Source organism: Curtobacterium sp. MCBD17_026, assembly GCF_003234895.2.
GTDB lineage: Bacteria > Actinomycetota > Actinomycetes > Actinomycetales > Microbacteriaceae > Curtobacterium > Curtobacterium flaccumfaciens.
Genome location: NZ_CP126281.1, coordinates 817,723 through 838,820, shown reverse-complemented (window position 1 = coordinate 838,820; position 21,098 = coordinate 817,723). Strand labels below are relative to the sequence as shown.

Genomic DNA, 21,098 nt, shown 5'->3' with positions numbered 1-21,098 from the left:
GTGACCAACCCCGCACCACCCCGCACCGCACCGCGCCCGCCCCCGCACCACCTCAACCGAGCGCGGGCACCCCGAGCTCACCCGTGACGTATTGGGCACGCCCGAAGCCGAAGGACCAGTCCTGCGGCCCGTTCTCGACGTAGCCGATGAAGACGTCCTCGGACGCGACACCGATCGCCGCGAGGGCGTCGTGGATCGCCCGGTACAGCGCCGCCTTCGCCTCGTCGCTCCGCCCGCGCTGCGTGAACACCTGGATGACGATGACGCCCTCGGTGCGCTCGAACCCCAGCCCGGCGTCCTCGGCGATGATCTGCTGCGCGGGGTGCTCGGTGATCACCTGGAACCGGTCCCGCACCGGGATCCCGTACACGTCGACGATGGCCTGGTGGATGGCGTCGGCGATGCCACGGACGGCCTCCGGCGTGCGGCCGGTGGCGAGGTCGATACGGACGAGCGGCATGGTGCCTCCTGGTTGCTCGGACTTTGTCCTTACATACTAACAAGCAAGGACGGCCAGGTGTCTAGAACCTCGGCGTCGGCGCCCCGTACGTCAGCGGCCCGTCGACACGAGCGACGTCGTGCCACGAGCCGTCGACCAGCGAGGCCTCCGCGGCCTCGACGATCGACGCGGCAGCCAGCCCGTCGGCGACCGAGGGCGCGAGCTGTTCCCCGCGCTGCACGCTCGCGATGAACTGCGCCGCCTCGATCGTCTTCAGGTCGTCGTAGCCCATCGCGGTGCCGGCGCCCGGCTGGAACCGGGCGAACTCGCCGTCCCCGGGAGCGACGTAGTGCGTCGCGTACCCGTCGGCCTCTTGGCCGTCCAGGTACACCTCGAGCTCGTTGAGGCGCTGGAAGTCCCACCGGACCGAACCGCGGGTGCCGTAGATCTCGAGCGTGTACTCGGCGTGCGGCCCACGCATGACGCGACTCGAGTCCATCGTGCCGACCGCACCGTCCTCGAACCGGAACAGCAGCGCGGCGTAGTCCTCGTTCTCGACGGCACCGAGCTCACCGGTCGCAGCGGCACTGCGGTCGACGATGCCGGCAGCCGGGCGGGGCCGCGACTCGATGAACGTCTCGGCGAGCGCACTGACCGAGGCGATCCGCCCGACCACGTACTGCGCCAGGTCGAGTCCGTGCGACAGCAGGTCGCCGAGGACACCCGATCCGGCGCGCTCACGCTCGAAGCGCCAGGTCAGCGGGGCCGCCGGGTCGGACGAGTAGTCGGCGAGCAACGATCCGCGCACGTTCGTGATCCGGCCGAGCCGCCCGTTGCGGACGAGTTCCCGGGCGCGCTCGATGGCCGGGGCGTGCCGGTAGTTGAAGCCGACGCTCGTGATGACGCCGGCGCGCTGCACCGCCTGGTGGATGGAGCGCGAGTCGCTGGCGTACCGCCCCATCGGCTTCTCGATCCAGAACGGCTTGCCCGCCTCAGCCGCGGCGACGGCCATCTCGCGGTGCAGGAAGTTCGGCGAACAGATCGACACGACCTCGACCGCCGGGTCGGCGAGGACCTCGTGGTAGTCGGCGACGGCCCGCTCGTACCCGAGCCGCGTCACCGCCTGGTCGCGTGCCGCCTCGATCGGGTCAGCCGCGACGACGAGCCGCGGCTGGACGCCGAGCTCCGGGAAGTGGTCCGGCAACGCTCGGTAGGCACGCGAGTGCAACCGCCCCATCCAACCGACCGAGATCAGCCCGACGCCGATGCTGTCCATGGAGAACTCCTTCGTTCAGGTGACGCGCGTTGGAGCGCGACAACGAGCGTAGCCGATGCGACGGACTTTGTCAGCACATGAACCAACCACCTGGAGGCCCGGTGCCGGTCTCGGGGACCGGCACCGGGCCTCCAGGCTGGTGCGTCAGCGCGCGGGGCGCGACCCGTCATTCCGACCGCGGATCGCGCCGCGCATCAGATCCCGTCTCAGACAGCGGGGACGATGATGTCGCGGACCAGGGCGTCGAGCTTCGCGTCGGCGTCCAGGAACTGCCGGAGCGTCGTCACGGTCGCACCGAAGCGGTCGAACTCGTCGATCGTCATGCCGTCCACGTCGTAGCCGCGGGCGAACTCCGGCGTCGCGGCCCGGAGCGCCTCGATGACGTGCACGGGGACCTCGTCGTCGATGGCGTGCGGACGGAACGGGAACGCGTTGTCGTTGATGTCCTTCGTCCACTGGAACGGCGGCGACACGACCAGGTCGCCGCCCTGGAACTCCGACCACTGCAGTGCGTTGCGGAACGCGGCGACCAGCACCCGCGAGCGGAACCCACGCTCCTGGAAGACGCGGTAGGCGTTCTTCACCGCGGCGACACCGGCCCACTCGAGGATGCCCGGGTCCACCATCACGTGGTCGCGCTTGACGACGGTCTTCAGCCAGTCGTCGAAGCGGCCGGCCATCAGGGTGACGACGTGGCCGAACTCCTGCTCCGGCAGGCCCTCGGCAGCACGGCGGTCGAGTGCCCGCTCGATGGCCTCGCCCACGGCGACGACCTGCGGCACGGTGAAGGACACCGTGGCGTTGATCGAGACCCCGCGGTAGGCGGCTTCCTCGATCGCGGCGATGCCGACCTTGGTGGCGGGGATCTTCACGATGATGTTCGGCGCGAGCTGCGAGAACCGGACGGCCTGCTCGACGAGCGCGTCGGCGTCGCGGTGGAACCGGGGGTCGGTCTGCATGGAAAGTCGACCGTTCCGTCCGCCGGACGCCTCGAACGCGGGCAGCAGCTGCGCCGCGGCGGCGATGGAGAGCGCCTCGACGGCCTTCCAGCCGATCCAGGACTCCCCCGCCGTCGGGTGCTCCTCGGCGATCTCGCGGATGCGCGGGACCCAGGTCTCCGGGTCCTGCTGGATGCAGGTGTACGCGATCACCGGGTTGCAGGTCGCACCGACGGCACCGTACTCGTGGATGGCGGTCGACAGTTCGCGCGGGTCGGCGGAGTCGTTCCACAGGGCGGTCGGGGTCTGCTCCGCGGCCTGCAGGGTGACGGGACGGGAGTCGGCGTCGGTGGACGCCTGCGTTTCGAGGGTGGTGGTCATCGGTAGAGCCCCTTCGTGATCGTGTCGAGCTGGAACCGCGACACCGCGTCGGCGTTCTCGTCCTCGGCGAAGACGCTCGAGACCGCGACGGTGTCCTCGCGCGCCGAGAAACCGACCCGGTCGAGCGCCGCCCAGAAGGCGTCGAAGTCGACGTCCGCCTGGCCGACCGGCAGGTGCTGGTGCACGCGGACCGGATTGCCGGGCGGGTTCGTGATGTAGCGCAGGCCGTGTGAGCGACGGTGGTCGTACGCGTCGGCGACGTGGACCAGCTGCAGCGAGTCCCCGGCAGCGTCGATGATCTCGTCCATGTTGCCGCCGTAGTGGAACGTGTGGCACGCGACGTAGACGAAGCCCACGTGCTTCGAGTTCAGGCCGCGGATCACCCGGAGCGCCTCGAGCCCGTCCTCGACGAAGTCGTCGGGGTGCGGGTCGATGAGCACGCGGATGCCGGCGTCCTCGATGATCGGCAGCAGTTCCTCCATCGACCGGTAGAACTGGTCCTCGGACTCCTCAGCGCGCTCGGGGCGGCCGGAGAACTCCGTGTTGATGGTGTCCACGCCGAGGCGCTTCGTGATCTCGATGACCCGCTTCCACTTCCGCACCGCAGCCTGTCGGGCGTCCTCGTCCGGGCCCGACCAGCGCAGCACCGGCAGCACGCTCGCCACCTGGACCCCGGCGTCACGGCAGGCCGCGGCGAACGCGTCGACCAGGTCGTCGTCGGCCTTGGGGTGCCGGTAGAAGGGGATGAAGTCCTTGTGCGGCGTGAGCTGCAGGTACTCGTAGCCGAGCTCCGCGACCTTGCGCGGGAACTCGAGCAGCGACAGGTCGTGGTGGAACGGGGTGGGGTCGAGCGCGATCTTCGGCATCGATCAGGCCCCGGCGAGCGCGGCCGGCGCAGTCGCGTCGCTCGTCTCGTCGTAGAACGCCGGCTTCGTGACCGCGTACTCGACCACTTCGTGCGCGCCGGACTGCTGGGCCCGGACGGCGACCTCGGCGACGACCGAGGCCGTGTAGCCGTCCCAGGCACTCGGCCCGTCGATGCCGCCGGTCCGGGCCGCGTCGACCCAGCGCTGCACCTCTTCGTCGTAGGCGGCGGCGAACCGCTCCTTGAACGAGGGCGTGACGCCCTGCGAGGTCGCCCCGGCTGCGGCGAGCGAGAGCGAGGTGTCGCGGCCGATGTAGGCGACACCGGACTCGAACACGGCGTCGGTGGTGACCTGGTAGCCGAACTGGGCGTTCACGTTGATCTCGACGATCGCCATGGTGCCGGACTCGGTGGTGAACAGGACGAACTGCGGCTCGGGCAGGTCGGCCGGCGCGAGGGAGTTCTTGCGCGGCTTCTTCACCTCGACGCTCGTGATCGCTTCGCCGGTCAGGAACGGGATGATGTCGATCTCGTGGATCACCGAGTCGTGGATGAGCATCGACTCGCTGAAGTTCGGCGGCGTCGTCGGGTTGCGGTGCGCGTGGTGCAGGGCGAGCAAAGCGCCGTTCGCCCCCGACTCGCGCAGGGCCTTGAGCTCCTGGTAGCCCGTGTCGAACCGGCGCATGAAGCCGACCTGGATGACGGGTCGGGCGGCGTGCTGCTGTTCGAGCTCCACGATGCGCAGCGAGTCCTCGGCGCTGGTCGTCAGCGGCTTCTCGCACAGGACGGTGAGCCCGCGCTCGAGCGCCGTCACCAGGATCGGCTCGTGCAGGAAGCCCGGCGTCGCGATGATGACGGCGTCGATCTCGGTCTGCTCGAGTGCCTCGTCGAAGGACGCGGCGGTGATCGCGCCGGGTGCCAGGGCCGCTGCCGCGGCGGCACGGGCCTGGTCGGGCTCGACGACGGCGACGACGTCGGCGTTCGAGATCTTGGCGGTGATGCGGCGGACGTGGTCCGCGCCCATCATGCCGGCGCCGACGACGGCGACGCGGAGGTTCTGCGTGGTGGTCATGGTGGTGTTCTCCTGGGGTTTGTTGACGCTGCGTGGACGGCGCGTCAGGAGGCGCGGGCGGCCGAGGTCGAGCCGAAGATGTGCTGGAAGGTGCGCTCGGCGATCGGGCCGGGGGCGTCGACGGAGCAGCCGTACATGTCCTGCTCGACGATGCCGAAGACGTCCGGGTTGATCGCGGCGACGGCCTCGATGATCGGGGCGAGTTCCGGGGTGCCGTGCGGCGGCTCGGTCATGATGCCCTGCGACACGGCGGTCGCGAACGGCACGTCGTTCTTGAGCACGTCGAACAGCAGGTCGGTGTCGACCTGCTTGAGGTGCAGGTAGCCGATGCGCTCCGGGTGGGCGGCGATGAGCTTGAGGTTGTCGCCGCCGTAGTAGGCGAAGTGGCCGGTGTCGAGGCAGAGGTTGGTGTACTCGGGGTTCGTGACCTCGAGGAACCGCACGGTCTCCTTGTAGGTGCCGACGTGGCTGTCCGCGTGGGTGTGGAACTGCTGGTGGACGCCGTACTCCTCGAGCAGCGCCTTGCCGAGCTGGTCGTGGCCCTTGCCGAGACGCTCCCACTGCTCGTCGGTGAGCGTGCGTGGCTCGAGCACCTCTTCGGTGGCGTCCGAGCGCCACAGGTCGGGGATCGTCACCAGGTGCTCGGCGCCGAGCTTCGCTGCCAGGCCCGCGACCGCGACGGCCTGGTCCCACGCACGCTGGAACTGGTCCTCGCCCTTGTGGAACCCGGTGAAGACCGTGCCCGCCGACAGCTTGAGCCCGCGGGACTCGAGCTCGTCGGACAGCTGGGACGGGTCGGTCGGCAGGTACCCGTACGGGCCGAGCTCGATCCACTCGTACCCGGCGGCGGACGCTTCGTCGAGGAAGCGCTGCCACGGCACCTGCTTCGGGTCGTCCGGGAACCAGACGCCCCACGAGTCCGGGGCGGTGCCGATGCGGATCGAGGCGGGCGCCGCGTCGGTCGCGGGGCTGCCGATGGGGGTGGCGGTGTCGGTCATGACGTCGCTGTCGCTTTCTGTCTCGTGAACGGTTCAGCCGAGCAGCGGACGCTGCGTGGCGACCTGCTGCTCGTACTCGGCGCGGGCGGCCTGGGTGCTGGGGAGGGTGGAGGTCTGCGCGACCGGCACGTCCCACCAACCGTCGCCCTCGGGGGCGTAGACCAGCGGGTCGGAGTTGATGTGCACCAGGGTGGTGTGGTCGTTCGCCTTCGCCTGACGCAGCGCGGCCTTCAGGTCCTCGATGCTGTCCGGGCCGGGCTGCACCTCGATGACGTCGACGCCGTACGAGCGGGCGTTGGCGGCGAGGTCGACGGGCAGCGGCTCGCCGTTCTCGAACGACTCGGTCTCGTCGAGGTAGCGGTACTTCGTGCCGAAGCGCTCCGAGCCGACGGTCTCGGACAGGTGCCCGATCGACGCGTACCCGTGGTTCTGGATGAGCACGACGATGATCTTGATGCCCTCGGCCACGGCCGTGACGAGCTCGGTGTGCAGCATGAGGTAACTGCCGTCACCGACCATCACGATGGCGTCGCGGTCCGGAGCTCCGCGGCGGACCCCGATGCCACCGGCGATCTCGTAGCCCATGCACGAGAACGCGTACTCGACGTGGTACCCGAGCTCGTCACGCACCCGCCAGAGCTTGTGCAGGTCGCCGGGCAGCGAACCCGCCGCCTGGATGACGACGTCTCGGGGATCGGAGACCGACTGCACGGCGCCGATGATCTCGGGCTGGCCGGGCAGGTCTGCGCCGGACGGCGCGAAGGCACCGTCGACCGCAGCGTCCCACGCCGCCTTCAGCGAGGCGATCTCGGAGGCGTAGCCGGGCTCGACGACGTACGCCGCGTCCGAGGTGAGCGACTCGGTCAGGGCGACCAGCGCCTCCTTTGCGTCGGCAATCAGCGGCAGCTGCGAACCGTGCTTGTAGGCGTCGAACGCGGCCACGTTGACGTTGACGAACGTGACGTCCGGGTTCTGGAACGCGGTTCGGGACGCCGTGGTGAAGTCGCTGTAGCGGGTGCCGATCCCGATGACGACGTCGGCCTGGGCGGCGATCGCGTTGGCCGCCGCGGTGCCCGTCGCGCCGATCCCGCCGAGGTACTGCGGGTGGTCCCAGACCAGGGATCCGCCGCCGGCCTGCGACGTGCCGACCGGGATCCCGGTGGCCTCGACGAAGGCGCGGAGCTCGTCGGCGGCGTCGGAGTACAGCACCCCGCCGCCGGCCACGATGACCGGACGCCGGCCGGCACGGATCGCGGCCACGGCACGCTCGAGCGGGCCGCGCTCGGGCAGCGGGCGGCGGATGTGCCACTCGCGCGGCTGCAGGAACGCGACGGGCACGTCGAGCTCCTCGGCCTGGACGTCCTCGGGCAGCGCGATCGTCACCGCACCGGTCTCGGCCGGATCGGTCAGCACCCGCATCGCGGCGAGGGCGATCGAGAACAGCTGCTCCGGACGCTCCACACGGTCGAAGTAGCGCGACAGCGGACGGAACGCGTCGGTGACCTGCAACGACGTGTCGTGCGGCAGCTCGATCTGCTGGAGCACCGGGTCCGTGGTGCGCGTGGCGAAGGTGTCCGACGGCAGCAGCAGTGCCGGCAGCCGGTTCGTGGTGGCGAGTGCCGCGGCGGTCAGCATGTTGGCGGCGCCCGGGCCGACCGACGCCGTCGACGCGTAGGTCGCGCGGCGGCGGTGCATGCGGGCGAAGCCGACGGCCTCGTGCACCATCGCCTGCTCGTTGCGGGCCTGGTGGTACGGCAGCAGACCGGGCTGCTCGACGTGGAGCTGCTTGATGGCCTGACCGACCCCGGCGACGTTGCCGTGCCCGAAGATGCCGAAGATCCCCGGGATGGTGCGTTCGCGGACGTCGCCGTCGACGGTCCACTGGTTGGCCAGGAACTCGACGAGTGCCTGGCCGACCGTCATCTTCCGCGTGGTGGTGGTCACGCCTGCTTCCTTTCGTAGGGCAGTCGTGGGTCGATCGATTCCGATGCCCACGCCTGCCGGACCCACCCGTGGGCCGGGTCGTCGGTGATGTTCCAGACGCGCTCCGGGTCGGGCCCGGCCATCACGTTCAGGTAGTACATGTCGTAGCCCGGAGCGGCGACCGCCGGACCGTGCCAGCCGTAAGGCACCAGGGCGACGTCGCCGGTCCGGACCTGCCGGAACTCGTCGATGGCGCGGTCGTCCGAGGCGTACGTGCGGTGCAGGGCGAACGGGTCGGCGGCCTCGGGCGCGATCGATTCGAGCCCACGGGACACCGCGGCCTCGTAGTAGTAGATCTCCTCGAGGTTCGACTCTGAACCGGGCACGTTCGTGTCGTGCTTGTGGGGCGGGTACGACGACCAGTTGCCGGCCGGCGTGATCACTTCGCACACGATGAACTTGACGGCGTCGAGCGCCGCCGGGGTGCCGAAGTTGTGCACCTGACGGCTCGACTGCCCGGCGCCGCGGAGCTCCACCGGCACGTCCGGCCGGGCCACGTAGGTGGTCGGCTTGACGGTGTCGGTGGGCGCCTCGGCGACGGCGAACCGGCCGCTGCCGGTGATGGTGGCCGCGGAGCCCGAGCCCAGGTACAGGACGTCGGTGGGGCCGTCGAAGACGCTCCCCCGACCCTGCAGGGCCTGCTCGCCGTCGCCGGGAGCGCCCGAGTGGGTCACGTGGAACGACCCCGCGAGCGGCACGACGATGCGCTCCACGGCGTCGGCCGGGAGGCGCAGCTCGCCCCCGTCGGTCAGCGCGCCGGTCCGGAGTCCGGTGTGCGCCCACCCCTCGATGCGACCGTCGACCACGTCGGTCCAGCCCGCCTCGGGCCGGGAGCCCGCCGGGATGAACCACTGGTCGTGCTGGTGCTGTTCGTTCGCCATGCTGCGGGTCAGTTGTTCGACGGGAAGCCGAGGTTGATGCCGCCGTGCGACGGGTCGAGCCAGCGGCTCGTGATCGCCTTCTGACGGGTGAAGAAGCTCACGCCGTCGGCACCGTACGCCTTGTGGTCGCCGAACAGCGAGTTCTTCCAGCCGCCGAACGAGTAGTAGGCGACGGGCACCGGGATCGGGACGTTGATGCCGATCATGCCGACCTGCACGTCGCGCTGGAACCGTCGGGCGGCGCCACCGTCATTGGTGAAGATGGCGGTGCCGTTGCCGTACGCGCCGGAGTTGATGAGCTCGAGGCCCTCTTCGTAGGTGGCGACCCGGACGACGCTCAGCACCGGACCGAAGATCTCCTCGGTGTAGACGCGGCTGGTGGTGGGCACCTGGTCGATCAGCGTCGGACCCAGCCAGAAGCCGTTCTCGTCGCCGTCGGGTCGGACGGTGCGGCCGTCCACCACAACCACCGCACCGTCCTGCTCTGCGACCTCGATGTACGAGGCGACCTTGTCACGGTGCTGCTTCGTGACGAGCGGCCCCATGTCGCACCCGCGACGACCGTCGCCGATGCGCAGGGTCGCCGCGCGGTCCTTGATCTTCTGGATGAGCTCGTCCGCCACCGGCTCGACGGCGACGACGACCGAGATCGCCATGCAGCGTTCACCGGCCGAACCGAAGCCGGCGTTGATCGCGTTGTCGGCGACCAGGTCGAGGTCGGCGTCGGGCAGGACCAGCATGTGGTTCTTCGCGCCGCCGAGGGCCTGCACGCGCTTGCCGTGCTTCGTGCCGGTCTCGTAGACGTACTGCGCGATGGGCGTGGAGCCGACGAACGAGATCGACTCGACGTCGTCGCTGGTGAGCAGGCCGTCGACGGACAGCTTGTCGCCGTTGAGCACGTTGAAGACGCCGTCGGGCAGCCCGGCCTCCTTGAACTTCTCGGCGAGCCAGATGGCGGCCGACGGGTCCTTCTCGCTCGGCTTCAGCACGACGGTGTTGCCCGCGGCGATCGCGATCGGCAGGAACCAGAGCGGCACCATCGCCGGGAAGTTGAACGGGCTGATGATGCCCACGACGCCGAGCGGCTGGCGGATCGAGTAGACGTCGATGCCGGTCGAGACCTGGTCGGAGAACTCACCCTTCATCAGGCTCGGGATGTTGGTGGCCAGCTCCACGACCTCTTGACCACGGGCGATCTCACCCAGGGCGTCGTCGATGACCTTGCCGTGCTCGCTCGTGATGATCTCGGCCAGCTCGGCCTTGTCGCGGTTCAGGATCTCGCGGAACGAGAACAGGATCGCCTGGCGCTTGGCCAGCGACAGGTTGCTCCAGCCGGGGAACGCCGCCTTCGCGCTGCCGATGGCCGCCTGGATCTCGGACTCGTCGGCCAGCGCGACCTGCTTGGTCGCGACGCCGAGCGCCGGGTCGTACACGGGGGCGGTGTTGCCCGACGCGGATTCGACGCGCTTGCCGTCGATCCAGTGCCCGACGGTCGTGTTGGTCGTGTCGGTGAGCGTCATGCGTTGCTTCCTTCCGAGATGGACGAGTCCATGGTGGTGGCGCCCGCGAGCCGAGCGGCTGGGTCGTGGGCATCTGTGGAGAACCCGCCCCGGGCCTCCTGGCTGTGGACGAGACCGGCGGCCACGTCCACGGCGGCGGCGACGTCGCCGTCCGAGGGGTAGAGCAGGGTGCGTCCGACGACCAGGCCGCGGACGCCGGGCAGGGCCAGGGCGTCAGCCCACTTGGCGTACGTCTCCAGCGGGCGCGAAGCCGGGTCGCCGCCGAGCAGCAGCGTCGGCAGCGTCGTCGCGGCCATCACGCGCTCCATGTCGTCGACGACGGGGATCTTGAGCCAGCTGTAGGCGCTGGACTCGCCGAGTCCCGCAGCGATCGCCATCGAGGTGATCACGGCGTCGGCCGACAGGTCGTTGACGACCCGGCCGTCCCGCCACTCGGACATGAACGGCTCGAGCATGATCGGCAGCTGGAGCGCAGCGGCCTCGCTGACGGCGCGGGCCGTGGCCTCGAGCGTCGGCGCGGTGCCCGAGTCCTCCAGGGCGATGCGCACCAGCAGCTTGGCGAAGTCGAGCCCGGAGTCCTTGATCGCCTGCGCCGAGTACGCCGTGTACCGGTCGTCCATCTCGAACGTGGCGCCGCGCAGCCCGCCGCGGTTCATCGACCCGACGACGACCTTGCCGTCGAGGGCGCCGAGCAGCGCGAGGTCCTCCAGGATGTCGGGGGTGCCGAGCACCCCGTCGACCCCCGGACGGCCGAGGGCCGTGACGAGCCGCTCGAGCAGGTCGTAGCGGTCCGCCATCGCGGACTCGTCGTCGCGCACGGCCAGCGCACCGCGTGCGGGGTGGTCGGCGGCGACGATGAAGAGCTTGCCGTCGTCGGCGAGCAGGGAGCGCTTGCGGCGGGCGTCGAGCGTGGCACGCACCAGGTCGGGCTGGCCGGCACGGATGTCGCGGAGGCGCTGGAAGTCAGCGGGGCTGAGCTCAGGCATGGGTCTTCTCCTCGGTGTGTGTCTCGCCCGTGTGGTTCGTGCCCTCGGCGGGGTTGTCGGTCAGGAACTGCTCGATCTCGTCGCTCGTCGGCATCGCCGTCGAGCACTCGAACCGCGTCGCGACGATCGCGCCGGCTGCGTTGCAGAACGCCAGGATCCGCTCGAGGCTCCAGCCCTGCAGCAGCCCGTGGGTCAGTGCGCCGCCGAAGCCGTCGCCCGAGCCGAGCCCGTTCACGACGTCGATGTGGTGCGGACGGAACTCGACGAACTCGTCGCGGGTCTTCGCCAGCACGCCCTTCGGTCCCTGCTTGACGATCGCGATCTCGACGCCGCGGTCGAGCAGGGCGTCAGCGGCGCGGACCGGGTCGGTCTCCCCCACCGCCACCTCGCACTCCTCGCGGTTGCCGACGGCGACGGTGGCGTGCTCGAGGGCGATCGCGACCTCGCGGGTCGCGGCCTCGGGGCTCGACCAGAACATGGGCCGGTAGTCCAGGTCGAGCACGGTGTGGGTCTTCGTGCTGTTCTGCGCCGCGGACCGTGCTTCGTAGGCGACGTGGTGCGCCTGTCGGCTCGGCTCCTCGCTGAGGCCGGTCACCGTGGTCCAGAAGATCTTCGCGCGCTCGATCTCGTGCAGCGGCAGGGACTTCGCCGTGATCATCAGGTCCGGCGCCTTCGGGGCCCGGTAGAAGTAGAGCGGGAAGTCGTCCGGCGGGAAGATCTCGCAGAAGGCGACGGGGGTGTTCAGCCCCTCCACCGTCTCGACGAAGGCGTTCGCGACGCCGTACTCGGGCAGCGTGCGGGCGATGTACCGGCCGAAGGGGTCGTTGCCCGTCCGGGTGATGACGGCGGCGTCCGCGCCGTGGCGAGCAGCGGCGATGGCGACGTTCGTGGCGCTGCCGCCGACCGACTTCGAGAAGGTCGAGACGTCCTCGAGCGGGCCGGTCTGCTGCGGGTAGATGTCGACGCTGACGCGTCCCATCGTGATCACGTCGTAGGCGTGGGGAGCTTGGTTCGTCATGCGACGCGGTGGACCTTCCGTGCGGCTTCATCGGCGGACGATCACGACTGTACACCCTGTTTGCCCTAATGTCATGACATGGATTCCGAGGTCCGTCACGCTGGTCCGGCGGGTCGCCTCGGGATGCCGGGAGGCGCGGTGTCGGTGGGTTCTGCCAGGGTCGCGACATGCAGATCCTCGCCCTGGTCATCGGTCTCGTGATCGGCATCGCCGTCGGTGCGGTCGTCGCCTGGTCGCTCGCCCGCTCGCGCGCGGGCGTCGACGCCGCGTCGGCCCGCGCCACGGCCGAGGCTCTGCGCGGCCAGCTCGAGGCGGTGCGGCGCGACGCCGAGGAACGCCTCGACGCCCAGGACACGCAGTACCGCCGCCAGGTCGACTCGCTCGAACGGCGCTCCGCCGAGCTCGAGCACCTGGTGCAGCGCATGCACGGCGTCGACGCTGCGCGCAACCAGAACGAGTCGAAGGTGCTCTCCGCGCTCAGCCCCGTGGCGCAGACGCTCGACGTGATGCGCACGAAGATCGCCGAGCTCGAGCAGTCGCGGAGCGAGCAGTACGGCGCGCTGTCGGCGCAGCTCCGGTCGGCCGCCGAGTCGGAAGAGCGCCTGCGCGCCACCGCCGACACCCTGGCCAGCGCCCTGTCGTCGAACAGCACGCGCGGCGTCTGGGGCGAGACGCAGCTGCGCAACGTGGTCGAGGCCGCCGGGCTGCTCGAACGGGTCGACTTCGACGTGCAGTCCTCCGTCACCACCGCCGTCGGCTCCGCCCGGCCGGACATGGTCGTGCACCTGCCCGGCGGCAAGACCATCGCCGTCGACGCCAAGGTGCCGTTCAGCGCCTACCTGCAGGCCGCCGAGATCCCGGCGACCGCCACCGGCGCCGAGGCAGCCCGACGCGACCAGCTCATCGCGCAGCACGTCAAGGCCCTCCGCGCGCACGTCGACGCCCTCGCCGCACGGGAGTACTGGACCGGCTACGACGCCTCACCCGAGCTCACCGTCGCCTTCATCCCGTCCGAGTCGCTCATCTCGAGCGCCCTCGCCGCCGACCCCGGGCTGCTCGACCACGCCTTCCGCAAACGCATCGCCCTCGCCTCACCCGTGACCCTGTGGTCCGTGCTCAAGACCGTGGCGTTCTCGTGGCAGCAGGACGTCGTCTCGCAAGAGGCGCACGAGCTCTTCAAGGTCTCCCGCGAGCTCTACGGCCGGCTGTCCACGATGGCCGGGCACGTCGACAAGCTCGGCAGGTCGATCCGGGGCTCCGTCGTCGACTACAACCGGTTCGTCGGGTCCCTCGAACGCCAGGTGCTGCCGAGCGCCCGTCGGCTGTCGCTGCTCGACGAGTCGAAGGTCATCGCGGACCCGTCCTCGATCGAGGACGAGCCGCGGCTGCTCACGGCGCCGGAGCTCGTCGGGGCGGTCGACGAGGACTGACGGCGGAGCACCGCTCCGCACCGCACCGCTCCGCACCGCACCGCACCGCACCGCACAACGAAAACCCGTCCGAACCACGGGATCACGTGGTTCGGACGGGTTTCAGTGGTTCAGCGCGGATCTGCGCCGATCAGGACCGCCTGGGGCTCAGAACCACTTCTCCGCACGGTGGTCCGCCTGGATGCGGCGGATGGTGTTCGAGCGCGAGCGGAGCACGAGCGAGTCCGTGTGGATGACGCCGCGCGAACGACGCACGCCGTCGACCAGGACCCCGTCGGTGACGCCGGTGGCGACGAAGAACGTGTTGTCGCCGGTGACCAGGTCGTCCTGGTCGAGGACCTTGTCCAGGTCGTGGCCGGCGGCGATGGCGCGCTCGCGCTCCTCGTCGTCCTTCGGCTGGAGCTTGCCGAGGATCACGCCGCCGAGCGCCTTGATCGCGCACGCCGTGATGATGCCCTCGGGGGTGCCGCCGACACCGACGCACATGTCGATCGTCGAGCCGGGCAGGGCGGCGGCGATGCCACCGGCGACGTCACCGTCGAGCAGCAGTCGCGTGCCGGCACCGGTCGCGCGGATGGCGCGGATCAGCTCGTCGTGGCGCGGACGGTCGAGCACGGCGACGACCATGTCCTCGAGGTCCTTGCCCTTGGCCTTCGCCAGCGCACGGATGTTGTCACCGATCGGCTTCTCGAGGTCCAGGACACCGCGACCCTCGGGGCCGGCGGCGATCTTGTCCATGTAGAACACGGCAGACGGGTCGTACATCGAGCCGCGGTCCGAGACGGCCATGACGGAGATGGCGTTCTGGCGGCCGGCGGCGGTGAGCGAGGTGCCGTCGATCGGGTCGACCGCGATGTCGCAGGCCGGACCGTGACCGTTGCCGACGTGCTCGCCGTTGTAGAGCATCGGGGCGTTGTCCTTCTCGCCCTCACCGATGACGACGACACCGTCGAAGTTCACCGTGCCGAGGAACTTGCGCATCGCGTCGACCGCGGCGCCGTCGGCGAGGTTCTTCTCACCACGCCCGACCCACGGCTGCGCACGGATCGCGGCGGCCTCCGTCGCACGCACGAGCTCGAGCGCGAGGTTGCGGTCGGGCTGGAGGAACAGGGAGCCGGTTTCGGTAGTGGGAGTCACGATCCGAGCCTACCGACCGGCGGCCGACCGACGGTCCGGACGCCGGGCCCGTGCACGCATGTGCACGCCGGACGTGAGCCGACCACGTAACCCGGACCGCCCCTCCAGTCCGGCTGACTACGATCGGCGGGGACATCACCGAAGTCGAAGGAGATCCACGTGCCCATCGCAACGCCGGAACAGTACGCCGAGATGATCGAACGCGCGAAGGCGGGCAAGTTCGCGTACCCCGCGGTCAACGTCTCCTCCTCGCAGACCATCAACGCGGTCCTCCAGGGCCTGCAGGAAGCCGGTTCCGACGGCATCCTCCAGGTCACGACGGGCGGTGCCGACTACTTCGCCGGCCACACCATCAAGAACCGCGCAGCGGGTGCCCTCGCGATGGCGAAGTTCGCCCACGAGGTCGCCAAGAACTACGACATCACGGTCGCGCTGCACACCGACCACTGCCCGAAGGACGCCCTCGACGGCTTCGTCCTGCCGCTCATCGCGGCGAGCGAGGAAGAGGTCCGTCAGGGTCGCAACCCGATCTTCCAGTCGCACATGTGGGACGGTTCGGCCGTGCCGCTCGACGAGAACATCGAGATCGCGAAGACCATGATCGAGAAGACGCGGAACATCAACGCGATCCTCGAGGTCGAGATCGGCGTCGTCGGCGGCGAAGAGGACGGCGTCCAGCACGAGGGCACGAACGACGCGCTCTACACCACCCCGAACGACGTCGAGAAGGTCGTCGACGCCCTCGGGCTCGGCGACAAGGGCCGCTGGATCGCGGCGCTCACCTTCGGCAACGTGCACGGCGTCTACAAGCCGGGCAACGTCAAGCTCCGCCCCGAGCTCCTCGGCGAGATCCAGGCGTCGGTCGCCTCGAAGCACGGCACCGGCGAGAACCCCCTCGACCTCGTGTTCCACGGCGGCTCCGGTTCGACCGACGACGAGATCCACGAGGCCGTCCGCAACGGCGTCATCAAGATGAACATCGACACGGACACGCAGTACGCGTTCACCCGCTCGATCGCGGACTCGATGTTCCGCAACTACGAGGGCGTCCTGAAGATCGACGGCGAGGTCGGCAACAAGAAGCAGTACGACCCCCGCGCCTGGGGCAAGGTCGCCGAGACCGCCATGGCGGCCCGCGTCGTCGAGGCCGCGAAGGTCCTCGGCTCGGCCGGTCACGCCAAGGGCTGAGCAGGTCCGTCCGGTCGGGTCCACCGGCCTGGAGGAACGGGGTGCGTCCGACGGACGCGCCCCGTTCTGCGTCGGGTCGCCTCCACCGCGTGCCACGATGGGCGGGTGACCGTCGACGCCATCGCCTCCGAGTTCGCCCAGTTCGTCACCGAGTCGCCCACCGCGTTCCACGCGGCGGCGGCGACCCGTGACCGTCTCGTCGCTGCCGGGTTCACCGAGCTGTCCGAGCTCGACGCCTGGCCGACCGAAGCCGGTGCGTACGTGGTCGTCCGCGACGGCGCCGTCATCGGGTGGCGCCTGCCCGACGGTGCCGGCCCGACGACGCCGTTCCGGATCCTCGGCGCCCACACCGACTCCCCCGGCTTCCGCGTGAAGCCGAACCCCGGCGTCCGCACCGGCGGCTGGGAGCAGCTGGGCGTCGAGGTCTACGGCGGCGCGCTCCTGTCGACCTGGTTCGACCGCGACCTGCGGATCGCCGGCCGGGTCGTCGACGCCGACGGCAGTGTGCGGCTCGTCAGCACCGACGCCGTCGCGCGGATCCCCAACCTGGCGATCCACCTGGACCGCGGGGTCAACGACGGCAAGGAGATCGACCGCCAGCGCCACACCCTGCCGATCGTCGGGGTCGACGGCGACGCCGGTGGGACCTCCGTCGTGGAGTGGCTGCTCGCCCGGCTCGGCGAGGGTGCGGTGTCGTGGGACCTGTTCCTCGCCGACACCCAGGCACCGGCCCGGATCGGCATCGAGCGGGAGTTCCTGGCGTCCGGCCGGATGGACAACCTGACGAGCGTGCACGCCGGGCTCCGGGGCATCGTCGACGCCCCGACCGACGGTGACCACATCCCGGTGTTCGCGGCGTTCGACCACGAGGAGATCGGGTCGTCGACGCCGTCCGGTGCCGGTGGTCCGTTCCTCGAGGACGTCCTCGGCCGTGTGCAGGAGGGCCTCGGCGCCACCCGCTCCGAGGCCGCCCGGGCGTTCCGTGCGTCGTGGCTGCTGTCGAGCGACGCCGGGCACCTGGTGCACCCGAACCAGCCGGAGAAGCACGACCCGACGAACCGTCCGCGCCCCGGAGCCGGACCGCTGCTGAAGATCAGCGCGAACCAGCGCTACATGACCGAGGCGAAGGGCGAGGCCGTCTGGGCAGCCGCGTGCGAGACCGCCGGTGTGCCGTGGCAGCCGTTCGTCAACGTGAACACGATCCCCGGCGGCTCGACCATCGGCCCGATCGCGGCGACCCGGCTCGGGATCCCGACGATCGACATCGGCGTCGGGCTGCTGTCGATGCACTCGATCCGGGAGCTCGTGCACGTCGACGACCTGGCTGCCCTGCACGGAGCGGTCGCCGCCTTCCTGGCCGGCTGACCTCCGGGCGGCGTCGGCGGGCTGGGGTGGGGTGGTCGTGACTCCCCGCATGCACCGGCCGAGGGGTCACGAACTGTCGCTCGCGGCGGTGCCGGACGACACTTTCTGACCGCTCGACGGGGGACCCATGGCGTGTTGCGACCACACCGCAGTTGGGCTGCGCGCGCCCGCGAGGCTGACGACGATCGCCGGAAGGGCTCCCCACCGCGACTGGCCGACGGAAGGGCTGCCGAGAGGTCACAACTCCCCGTACGCGCAGGGCCGAGAGGTCACGAAGCGTCGGTCACGCCGGTGCCGGACGACACCTCGTGACCACTCGACGGCGGGCCCGCGGCGTGTTGCGACCACTCGGCGCCCGGAGGCCGGCGCCGCGGTCAGGCCGTCAGGCCGTCAGGCCGTCAGGCGGTCAGGCGGTCAGGCGGTCAGGCGCCGGACTGTCGCAGCATGAAGTCGACGAAGGCCTGGTCCTGCATGACCACGACGACGAACGCGATCGTGCTGATCGCCGTGGCGACGACGGCTCCGACCAGCGGCACCCAGAACGTCCGCTTGCGTGCGCGGAGCCGACGGATGGACCACCAGGCGACCAGGGCGAAGACGACCACGTTGGTGATCGCGGCGATGGCGGCCGCCGTGCTCAGGGCACTCGGGTCGTTGAGCGCTGTGTACTGGGTCTCGAGGGTGCGCCGTACGGTCGAGGCGACCTCGCCGACCGACAGGGACTGCACCACGGAGACGAGCCCGAAGGCGAGCAGCCCGACGGTGAGCACGAAGTCGGCGGGCGTGCGCCCGAAGCGGCTGCGGGCCATCGACCGCTGCGCCCCAGCAGGGACTGCACCGGAGCGAACATCGGTACCGGCACGGTCGCCGTGGACGCCGTCGTTCGGAGTAGCGTCGCGCACGCCGCTGGCGGAGGCCTGCTCCTGCCGTTCCCGTGCCTGACGCTCACGCTCCTGGCGTTCCTGCTCGACGAGCACCGGGTTCACCCAGCCCTCCGGCGCGTACTCGCCGTACCCGGGGGCGGGACGGCCCTGGGGCCGGCCGCTCGCGGGGCTGGCGGCCGACGTCGAGGACGCGCCCCGGGCCTCCTGGCCGGCACCGGCACCGGCGTCGACGTGGTTCGCCGGGTCGCGACGCGGGACCGAGGACCAGCCGTCCGCGCCGCTCATGCCCGCCGCCCGCCGAGCGCGCGCGTCGGGTTGCCCGAGGCGTCGGTGCGGAGCTCCTTGGGGAGCGAGAACATCAGGTCTTCGTGTGCGGTGACGACCTCTTCGACGGCGGCGTACCCGGCGTCGGCGAGCTGTTCGAGCACCTCGGCCACGAGTTCTTCCGGCACGGACGCACCGCTGGTCACGCCGACCGTCTCGACACCGTCGAGCCACTCCTGCTGGATCTCTTCCGCGTAGTCGACACGGTGGGCGGCCCGCGCACCGTGCTCGAGCGCGACCTCGACCAGACGGACGCTGTTCGACGAGTTCGCGGAGCCGACCACGATCACCAGGTCGGCACCGGGCGCCACCTTCTTGATCGCGACCTGGCGGTTCTGGGTGGCGTAGCAGATGTCGTCCGACGGGGGGTCCTGGATGGCCGGGAACTTCTCGCGCAGCAGCCGCACGGTCTCCATCGTCTCGTCGACGCTGAGCGTGGTCTGCGACAGCCAGACGAGGTTGTCCGGGTCGGGGACCGACAGGGCGGCGACGTCGTCGGGGCCGTTCACCAGGATCGTGCGGTCCGGGGCGTGCCCCATCGTGCCCTCGACCTCTTCGTGGCCGGCGTGCCCGATCAGGATGATGGTGCGCTCGGCCTTGGCGAACCGGGTGGCTTCGCGGTGGACCTTCGTGACGAGGGGGCAGGTGGCATCGATGGCGTGCAGGTCGCGCTCGGCGGCACCCGCGACGACGGCCGGCGACACACCGTGCGCGCTGAAGACGACGTGCGAACCCCGTGGGACCTCGGCCACGTCGTCGACGAAGACGGCACCGCGCTGCTCGAGCGTCGACACCACGTGCACGTTGTGGACGATCTGCTTTCGGACGTAGACGGGCTCGCCGTACTGCTCCAACGCCTTCTCGACCGCGACGACCGCGCGGTCCACCCCGGCGCAGTAGCCACGGGGGGCCGCGAGCAGCACCTTCTTGGGGCCGGCGACCGGTTCGTCACGCAGTCGGCCCCGTGCCGCGTGCACACGCGGCGGGGCGAGCGGGACCGTGTGGCCGTTGGTGATCGTCACGTCCCCGATGATAGGTGAGCAGCACGCACGCGACCTGGGCGCGCGGGGCGCCTGTGGAGAACACGCGGCCGTCCCCTGTCACCGGTCTCGGGCACGATGGACGTCCCAGCAGGACAAGGAGCGACATGGCGATCGAACAGGGCCCGCCGACGGCCGACAACCCGTGGCCGGTCGCGCTCCTCGGCGCGAAGCTCCGCGACTGGATCGACCGGCTCGGCACCGCGTGGGTCGAGGGCGAGATCACGCAGTGGAACGTGGCCGGCGGCAACGTGTACGGCAAGCTCAAGGACGTCGAGGTCGACGCCACCGTGTCGTTCTCCATCTGGTCGAGTGTGCGCTCCCGGGTGCCGGCGGACATCAAGCAGGGCGACCGTGTCGTCGCCGCGCTCAAGCCGAACTACTGGGTCAAGGGCGGCTCGCTGACCATGCAGGTCGTCGAGATGAAGCACGTCGGCCTCGGTGACCTGCTCGAACGCCTCGAGCGCCTTCGTCGCACCCTCGCCGAGGAAGGACTGTTCGACCCGTCCCGCAAGCTGCGTCTGCCGTTCCTGCCGCACCGCATCGGCCTGATCACCGGCAAGGACTCCGACGCCGAGAAGGACGTCAAGCGGAACGCGCAGCTGCGGTGGCCCCAGGTGGAGTTCCGCACCGTGCACACCGCTGTGCAGGGTGAACGGACCGTGGGCGAGGTCACTGCGGCGATCCTCGAGCTCGACGCCGACCCCGAGGTCGACGTCATCATCATCGCCCGCGGCGGCGGTGACTTCCAGAACCTGCTCGGCTTCAGCGACGAGGGACTCGTCCGTGCCGCGGCCTCGGCGTCGACTCCGATCGTCTCGGCGATCGGGCACGAGGCCGACCGCCCGATCCTCGACGAGGTCGCCGACCTGCGCGCCTCGACCCCCACGGACGCGGCCAAGCGGGTCGTGCCCGACGTCGCCGAGGAACTCGCCAACGTCCGGGCGGCCCGCGCCCGGCTCGGGCTGCGGCTCTCGCACACGCTGTCGGTCGAGGCCGACCGGCTCGCCGCGCTGCGGTCTCGGCCGGCCCTGGCGTCGACCGCGTGGCTCGTCGACACGCGTGCGGAAGAGGTCGCGCGCGACCTGTCCCGTGCCCGCGAACTGCTCGACCGCCGGCTCGAGCGCGGGCACTCCGAGGTCGGCCACCTGACCGCCCGCCTCCGCGCACTCTCGCCCCGCGACACCCTGCGCCGCGGGTACGCCATCGTGCAGCGTGCCGACGGGGGTGTCGTCCGCGGCACGGACGACCTGTCCGGAGCGACGCCGGTGCACGTCACGCTCGGTGCCGGCACGGCCACGGGCACGCTCGAACCGGACGGCCCCGGCCCGGACGGCTCCTGACCGCCACGGGTGTTCTCCACAGCCTGGGTC

18 protein-coding genes are annotated in these 21,098 nt (G+C 70.6%); 4 read left to right on the top strand and 14 right to left on the bottom strand.

Annotation, left to right across the window (positions count from 1 at the left end):
• Nucleotides 1–52: 52 nt before the first annotated feature.
• From DEI85_RS04015 to iolC, 11 genes are all read right to left on the bottom strand, one after another.
• Nucleotides 53–460: a tautomerase family protein gene (locus tag DEI85_RS04015; RefSeq protein ID WP_111090656.1), complete on the bottom strand. Its 408-nt coding sequence runs from the start codon at nt 458–460 to the stop codon at nt 53–55.
• Between the two features lie 61 nt (nt 461–521).
• Nucleotides 522–1,715: a Gfo/Idh/MocA family protein gene (locus DEI85_RS04010; protein ID WP_111123392.1), complete on the bottom strand. Its 1,194-nt coding sequence runs from the start codon at nt 1,713–1,715 to the stop codon at nt 522–524.
• 206 nt (nt 1,716–1,921) lie between these two features.
• The gene (locus DEI85_RS04005; protein ID WP_110860667.1) at nt 1,922–3,034 is read right to left on the bottom strand and encodes a transaldolase family protein; all 1,113 of its coding nucleotides are present in this window, start codon (nt 3,032–3,034) and stop codon (nt 1,922–1,924) included.
• Nucleotides 3,031–3,900: a sugar phosphate isomerase/epimerase family protein gene (locus tag DEI85_RS04000; RefSeq protein ID WP_110860669.1), complete on the bottom strand. Its 870-nt coding sequence runs from the start codon at nt 3,898–3,900 to the stop codon at nt 3,031–3,033. The genes DEI85_RS04005 and DEI85_RS04000 overlap by 4 nt, the downstream gene beginning before the upstream one ends.
• Nucleotides 3,901–3,903: 3 nt before the next feature.
• Nucleotides 3,904–4,971: a Gfo/Idh/MocA family protein gene (locus DEI85_RS03995; protein ID WP_110860671.1), complete on the bottom strand. Its 1,068-nt coding sequence runs from the start codon at nt 4,969–4,971 to the stop codon at nt 3,904–3,906.
• A gap of 44 nt (nt 4,972–5,015) precedes the next feature.
• Nucleotides 5,016–5,969 (bottom strand): sugar phosphate isomerase/epimerase family protein, encoded by a 954-nt coding sequence (locus tag DEI85_RS03990; protein ID WP_110860673.1) that lies wholly within the window; start codon nt 5,967–5,969, stop codon nt 5,016–5,018.
• Nucleotides 5,970–6,002: 33 nt separating this feature from the next.
• Nucleotides 6,003–7,892, bottom strand: a complete 1,890-nt coding sequence (gene iolD / locus DEI85_RS03985) for a 3D-(3,5/4)-trihydroxycyclohexane-1,2-dione acylhydrolase (decyclizing) (RefSeq protein ID WP_111123424.1) — start codon at nt 7,890–7,892, stop codon at nt 6,003–6,005.
• A 17-nt stretch (nt 7,893–7,909) separates the two neighbouring features.
• Nucleotides 7,910–8,833, bottom strand: coding sequence for a 5-deoxy-glucuronate isomerase (gene iolB / locus DEI85_RS03980; protein ID WP_110860675.1), 924 nt, complete (start codon nt 8,831–8,833; stop codon nt 7,910–7,912).
• Between the two features lie 8 nt (nt 8,834–8,841).
• Nucleotides 8,842–10,353 (bottom strand): CoA-acylating methylmalonate-semialdehyde dehydrogenase, encoded by a 1,512-nt coding sequence (locus DEI85_RS03975; RefSeq protein WP_111123393.1) that lies wholly within the window; start codon nt 10,351–10,353, stop codon nt 8,842–8,844.
• Nucleotides 10,350–11,339 carry a class I fructose-bisphosphate aldolase gene (locus DEI85_RS03970; protein WP_035807563.1) on the bottom strand — a complete coding sequence of 330 codons (990 nt, stop codon included), beginning with the start codon at nt 11,337–11,339 and terminating at the stop codon, nt 10,350–10,352. Before DEI85_RS03970 ends, DEI85_RS03975 begins: the two co-directional genes overlap by 4 nt.
• Nucleotides 11,332–12,357, bottom strand: a complete 1,026-nt coding sequence (gene iolC, locus DEI85_RS03965) for a 5-dehydro-2-deoxygluconokinase (protein ID WP_111123394.1) — start codon at nt 12,355–12,357, stop codon at nt 11,332–11,334. Before iolC ends, DEI85_RS03970 begins: the two co-directional genes overlap by 8 nt.
• Before the next feature lie 167 nt (nt 12,358–12,524).
• On the opposite strand from iolC, the gene DEI85_RS03960 reads away from it, so the two are divergent.
• Nucleotides 12,525–13,787, top strand: coding sequence for a DNA recombination protein RmuC (locus tag DEI85_RS03960; RefSeq protein ID WP_111056968.1), 1,263 nt, complete (start codon nt 12,525–12,527; stop codon nt 13,785–13,787).
• 147 nt (nt 13,788–13,934) lie between these two features.
• On the opposite strand, the gene glpX is transcribed toward DEI85_RS03960, so the two are convergent.
• Nucleotides 13,935–14,924, bottom strand: a complete 990-nt coding sequence (gene glpX, locus DEI85_RS03955; RefSeq protein WP_017886722.1) for a class II fructose-bisphosphatase — start codon at nt 14,922–14,924, stop codon at nt 13,935–13,937.
• Nucleotides 14,925–15,083: 159 nt separating this feature from the next.
• Between glpX and fbaA the strand changes: the two genes are divergently transcribed.
• Nucleotides 15,084–16,112, top strand: coding sequence for a class II fructose-bisphosphate aldolase (gene fbaA / locus DEI85_RS03950; protein WP_110860683.1), 1,029 nt, complete (start codon nt 15,084–15,086; stop codon nt 16,110–16,112).
• 105 nt (nt 16,113–16,217) lie between these two features.
• On the top strand, nt 16,218–17,477 hold the full coding sequence (locus DEI85_RS03945) for a M18 family aminopeptidase (protein WP_111123395.1): 1,260 nt from the start codon (nt 16,218–16,220) through the stop codon (nt 17,475–17,477).
• Nucleotides 17,478–17,899: 422 nt separating this feature from the next.
• Here the strand turns inward: DEI85_RS03945 and DEI85_RS03940 are convergent, their stop codons facing one another.
• Together DEI85_RS03940 and DEI85_RS03935 are read right to left on the bottom strand one after the other, a co-directional pair.
• Nucleotides 17,900–18,646: a DUF6264 family protein gene (locus DEI85_RS03940; RefSeq protein WP_111123396.1), complete on the bottom strand. Its 747-nt coding sequence runs from the start codon at nt 18,644–18,646 to the stop codon at nt 17,900–17,902.
• Nucleotides 18,643–19,707: a 4-hydroxy-3-methylbut-2-enyl diphosphate reductase gene (locus DEI85_RS03935; protein ID WP_081827167.1), complete on the bottom strand. Its 1,065-nt coding sequence runs from the start codon at nt 19,705–19,707 to the stop codon at nt 18,643–18,645. Before DEI85_RS03935 ends, DEI85_RS03940 begins: the two co-directional genes overlap by 4 nt.
• Before the next feature lie 125 nt (nt 19,708–19,832).
• Here DEI85_RS03935 and xseA point away from each other — a divergent pair, with 125 nt between their 5' ends.
• Nucleotides 19,833–21,068 carry an exodeoxyribonuclease VII large subunit gene (gene xseA, locus DEI85_RS03930; protein ID WP_110860689.1) on the top strand — a complete coding sequence of 412 codons (1,236 nt, stop codon included), beginning with the start codon at nt 19,833–19,835 and terminating at the stop codon, nt 21,066–21,068.
• The last annotated feature ends 30 nt before the right edge of the window (nt 21,069–21,098 follow it).

What these genes read in the sequence shown, in the direction of transcription:
- DEI85_RS04000 (WP_110860669.1), bottom strand. Translation starts at nt 3,900, where the DNA reads ATGCCGAAGATCGCGCTCGACCCCACCCCGTTCCACCACGACCTGTCG.
- DEI85_RS03975 (WP_111123393.1), bottom strand. Translation starts at nt 10,353, where the DNA reads ATGACGCTCACCGACACGACCAACACGACCGTCGGGCACTGGATCGAC.
- xseA (WP_110860689.1), top strand. Translation starts at nt 19,833, where the DNA reads ATGGCGATCGAACAGGGCCCGCCGACGGCCGACAACCCGTGGCCGGTC.
- DEI85_RS04010 (WP_111123392.1), bottom strand. Translation starts at nt 1,715, where the DNA reads ATGGACAGCATCGGCGTCGGGCTGATCTCGGTCGGTTGGATGGGGCGG.
- DEI85_RS03960 (WP_111056968.1), top strand. Translation starts at nt 12,525, where the DNA reads ATGCAGATCCTCGCCCTGGTCATCGGTCTCGTGATCGGCATCGCCGTC.
- iolC (WP_111123394.1), bottom strand. Translation starts at nt 12,357, where the DNA reads ATGACGAACCAAGCTCCCCACGCCTACGACGTGATCACGATGGGACGC.
- DEI85_RS03995 (WP_110860671.1), bottom strand. Translation starts at nt 4,971, where the DNA reads ATGACCACCACGCAGAACCTCCGCGTCGCCGTCGTCGGCGCCGGCATG.
- DEI85_RS03970 (WP_035807563.1), bottom strand. Translation starts at nt 11,339, where the DNA reads ATGCCTGAGCTCAGCCCCGCTGACTTCCAGCGCCTCCGCGACATCCGT.
- iolD (WP_111123424.1), bottom strand. Translation starts at nt 7,892, where the DNA reads ATGACGGTCGGCCAGGCACTCGTCGAGTTCCTGGCCAACCAGTGGACC.
- DEI85_RS04015 (WP_111090656.1), bottom strand. Translation starts at nt 460, where the DNA reads ATGCCGCTCGTCCGTATCGACCTCGCCACCGGCCGCACGCCGGAGGCC.
- DEI85_RS03990 (WP_110860673.1), bottom strand. Translation starts at nt 5,969, where the DNA reads ATGACCGACACCGCCACCCCCATCGGCAGCCCCGCGACCGACGCGGCG.
- iolB (WP_110860675.1), bottom strand. Translation starts at nt 8,833, where the DNA reads ATGGCGAACGAACAGCACCAGCACGACCAGTGGTTCATCCCGGCGGGC.
- DEI85_RS03940 (WP_111123396.1), bottom strand. Translation starts at nt 18,646, where the DNA reads ATGAGCGGCGCGGACGGCTGGTCCTCGGTCCCGCGTCGCGACCCGGCG.
- DEI85_RS04005 (WP_110860667.1), bottom strand. Translation starts at nt 3,034, where the DNA reads ATGACCACCACCCTCGAAACGCAGGCGTCCACCGACGCCGACTCCCGT.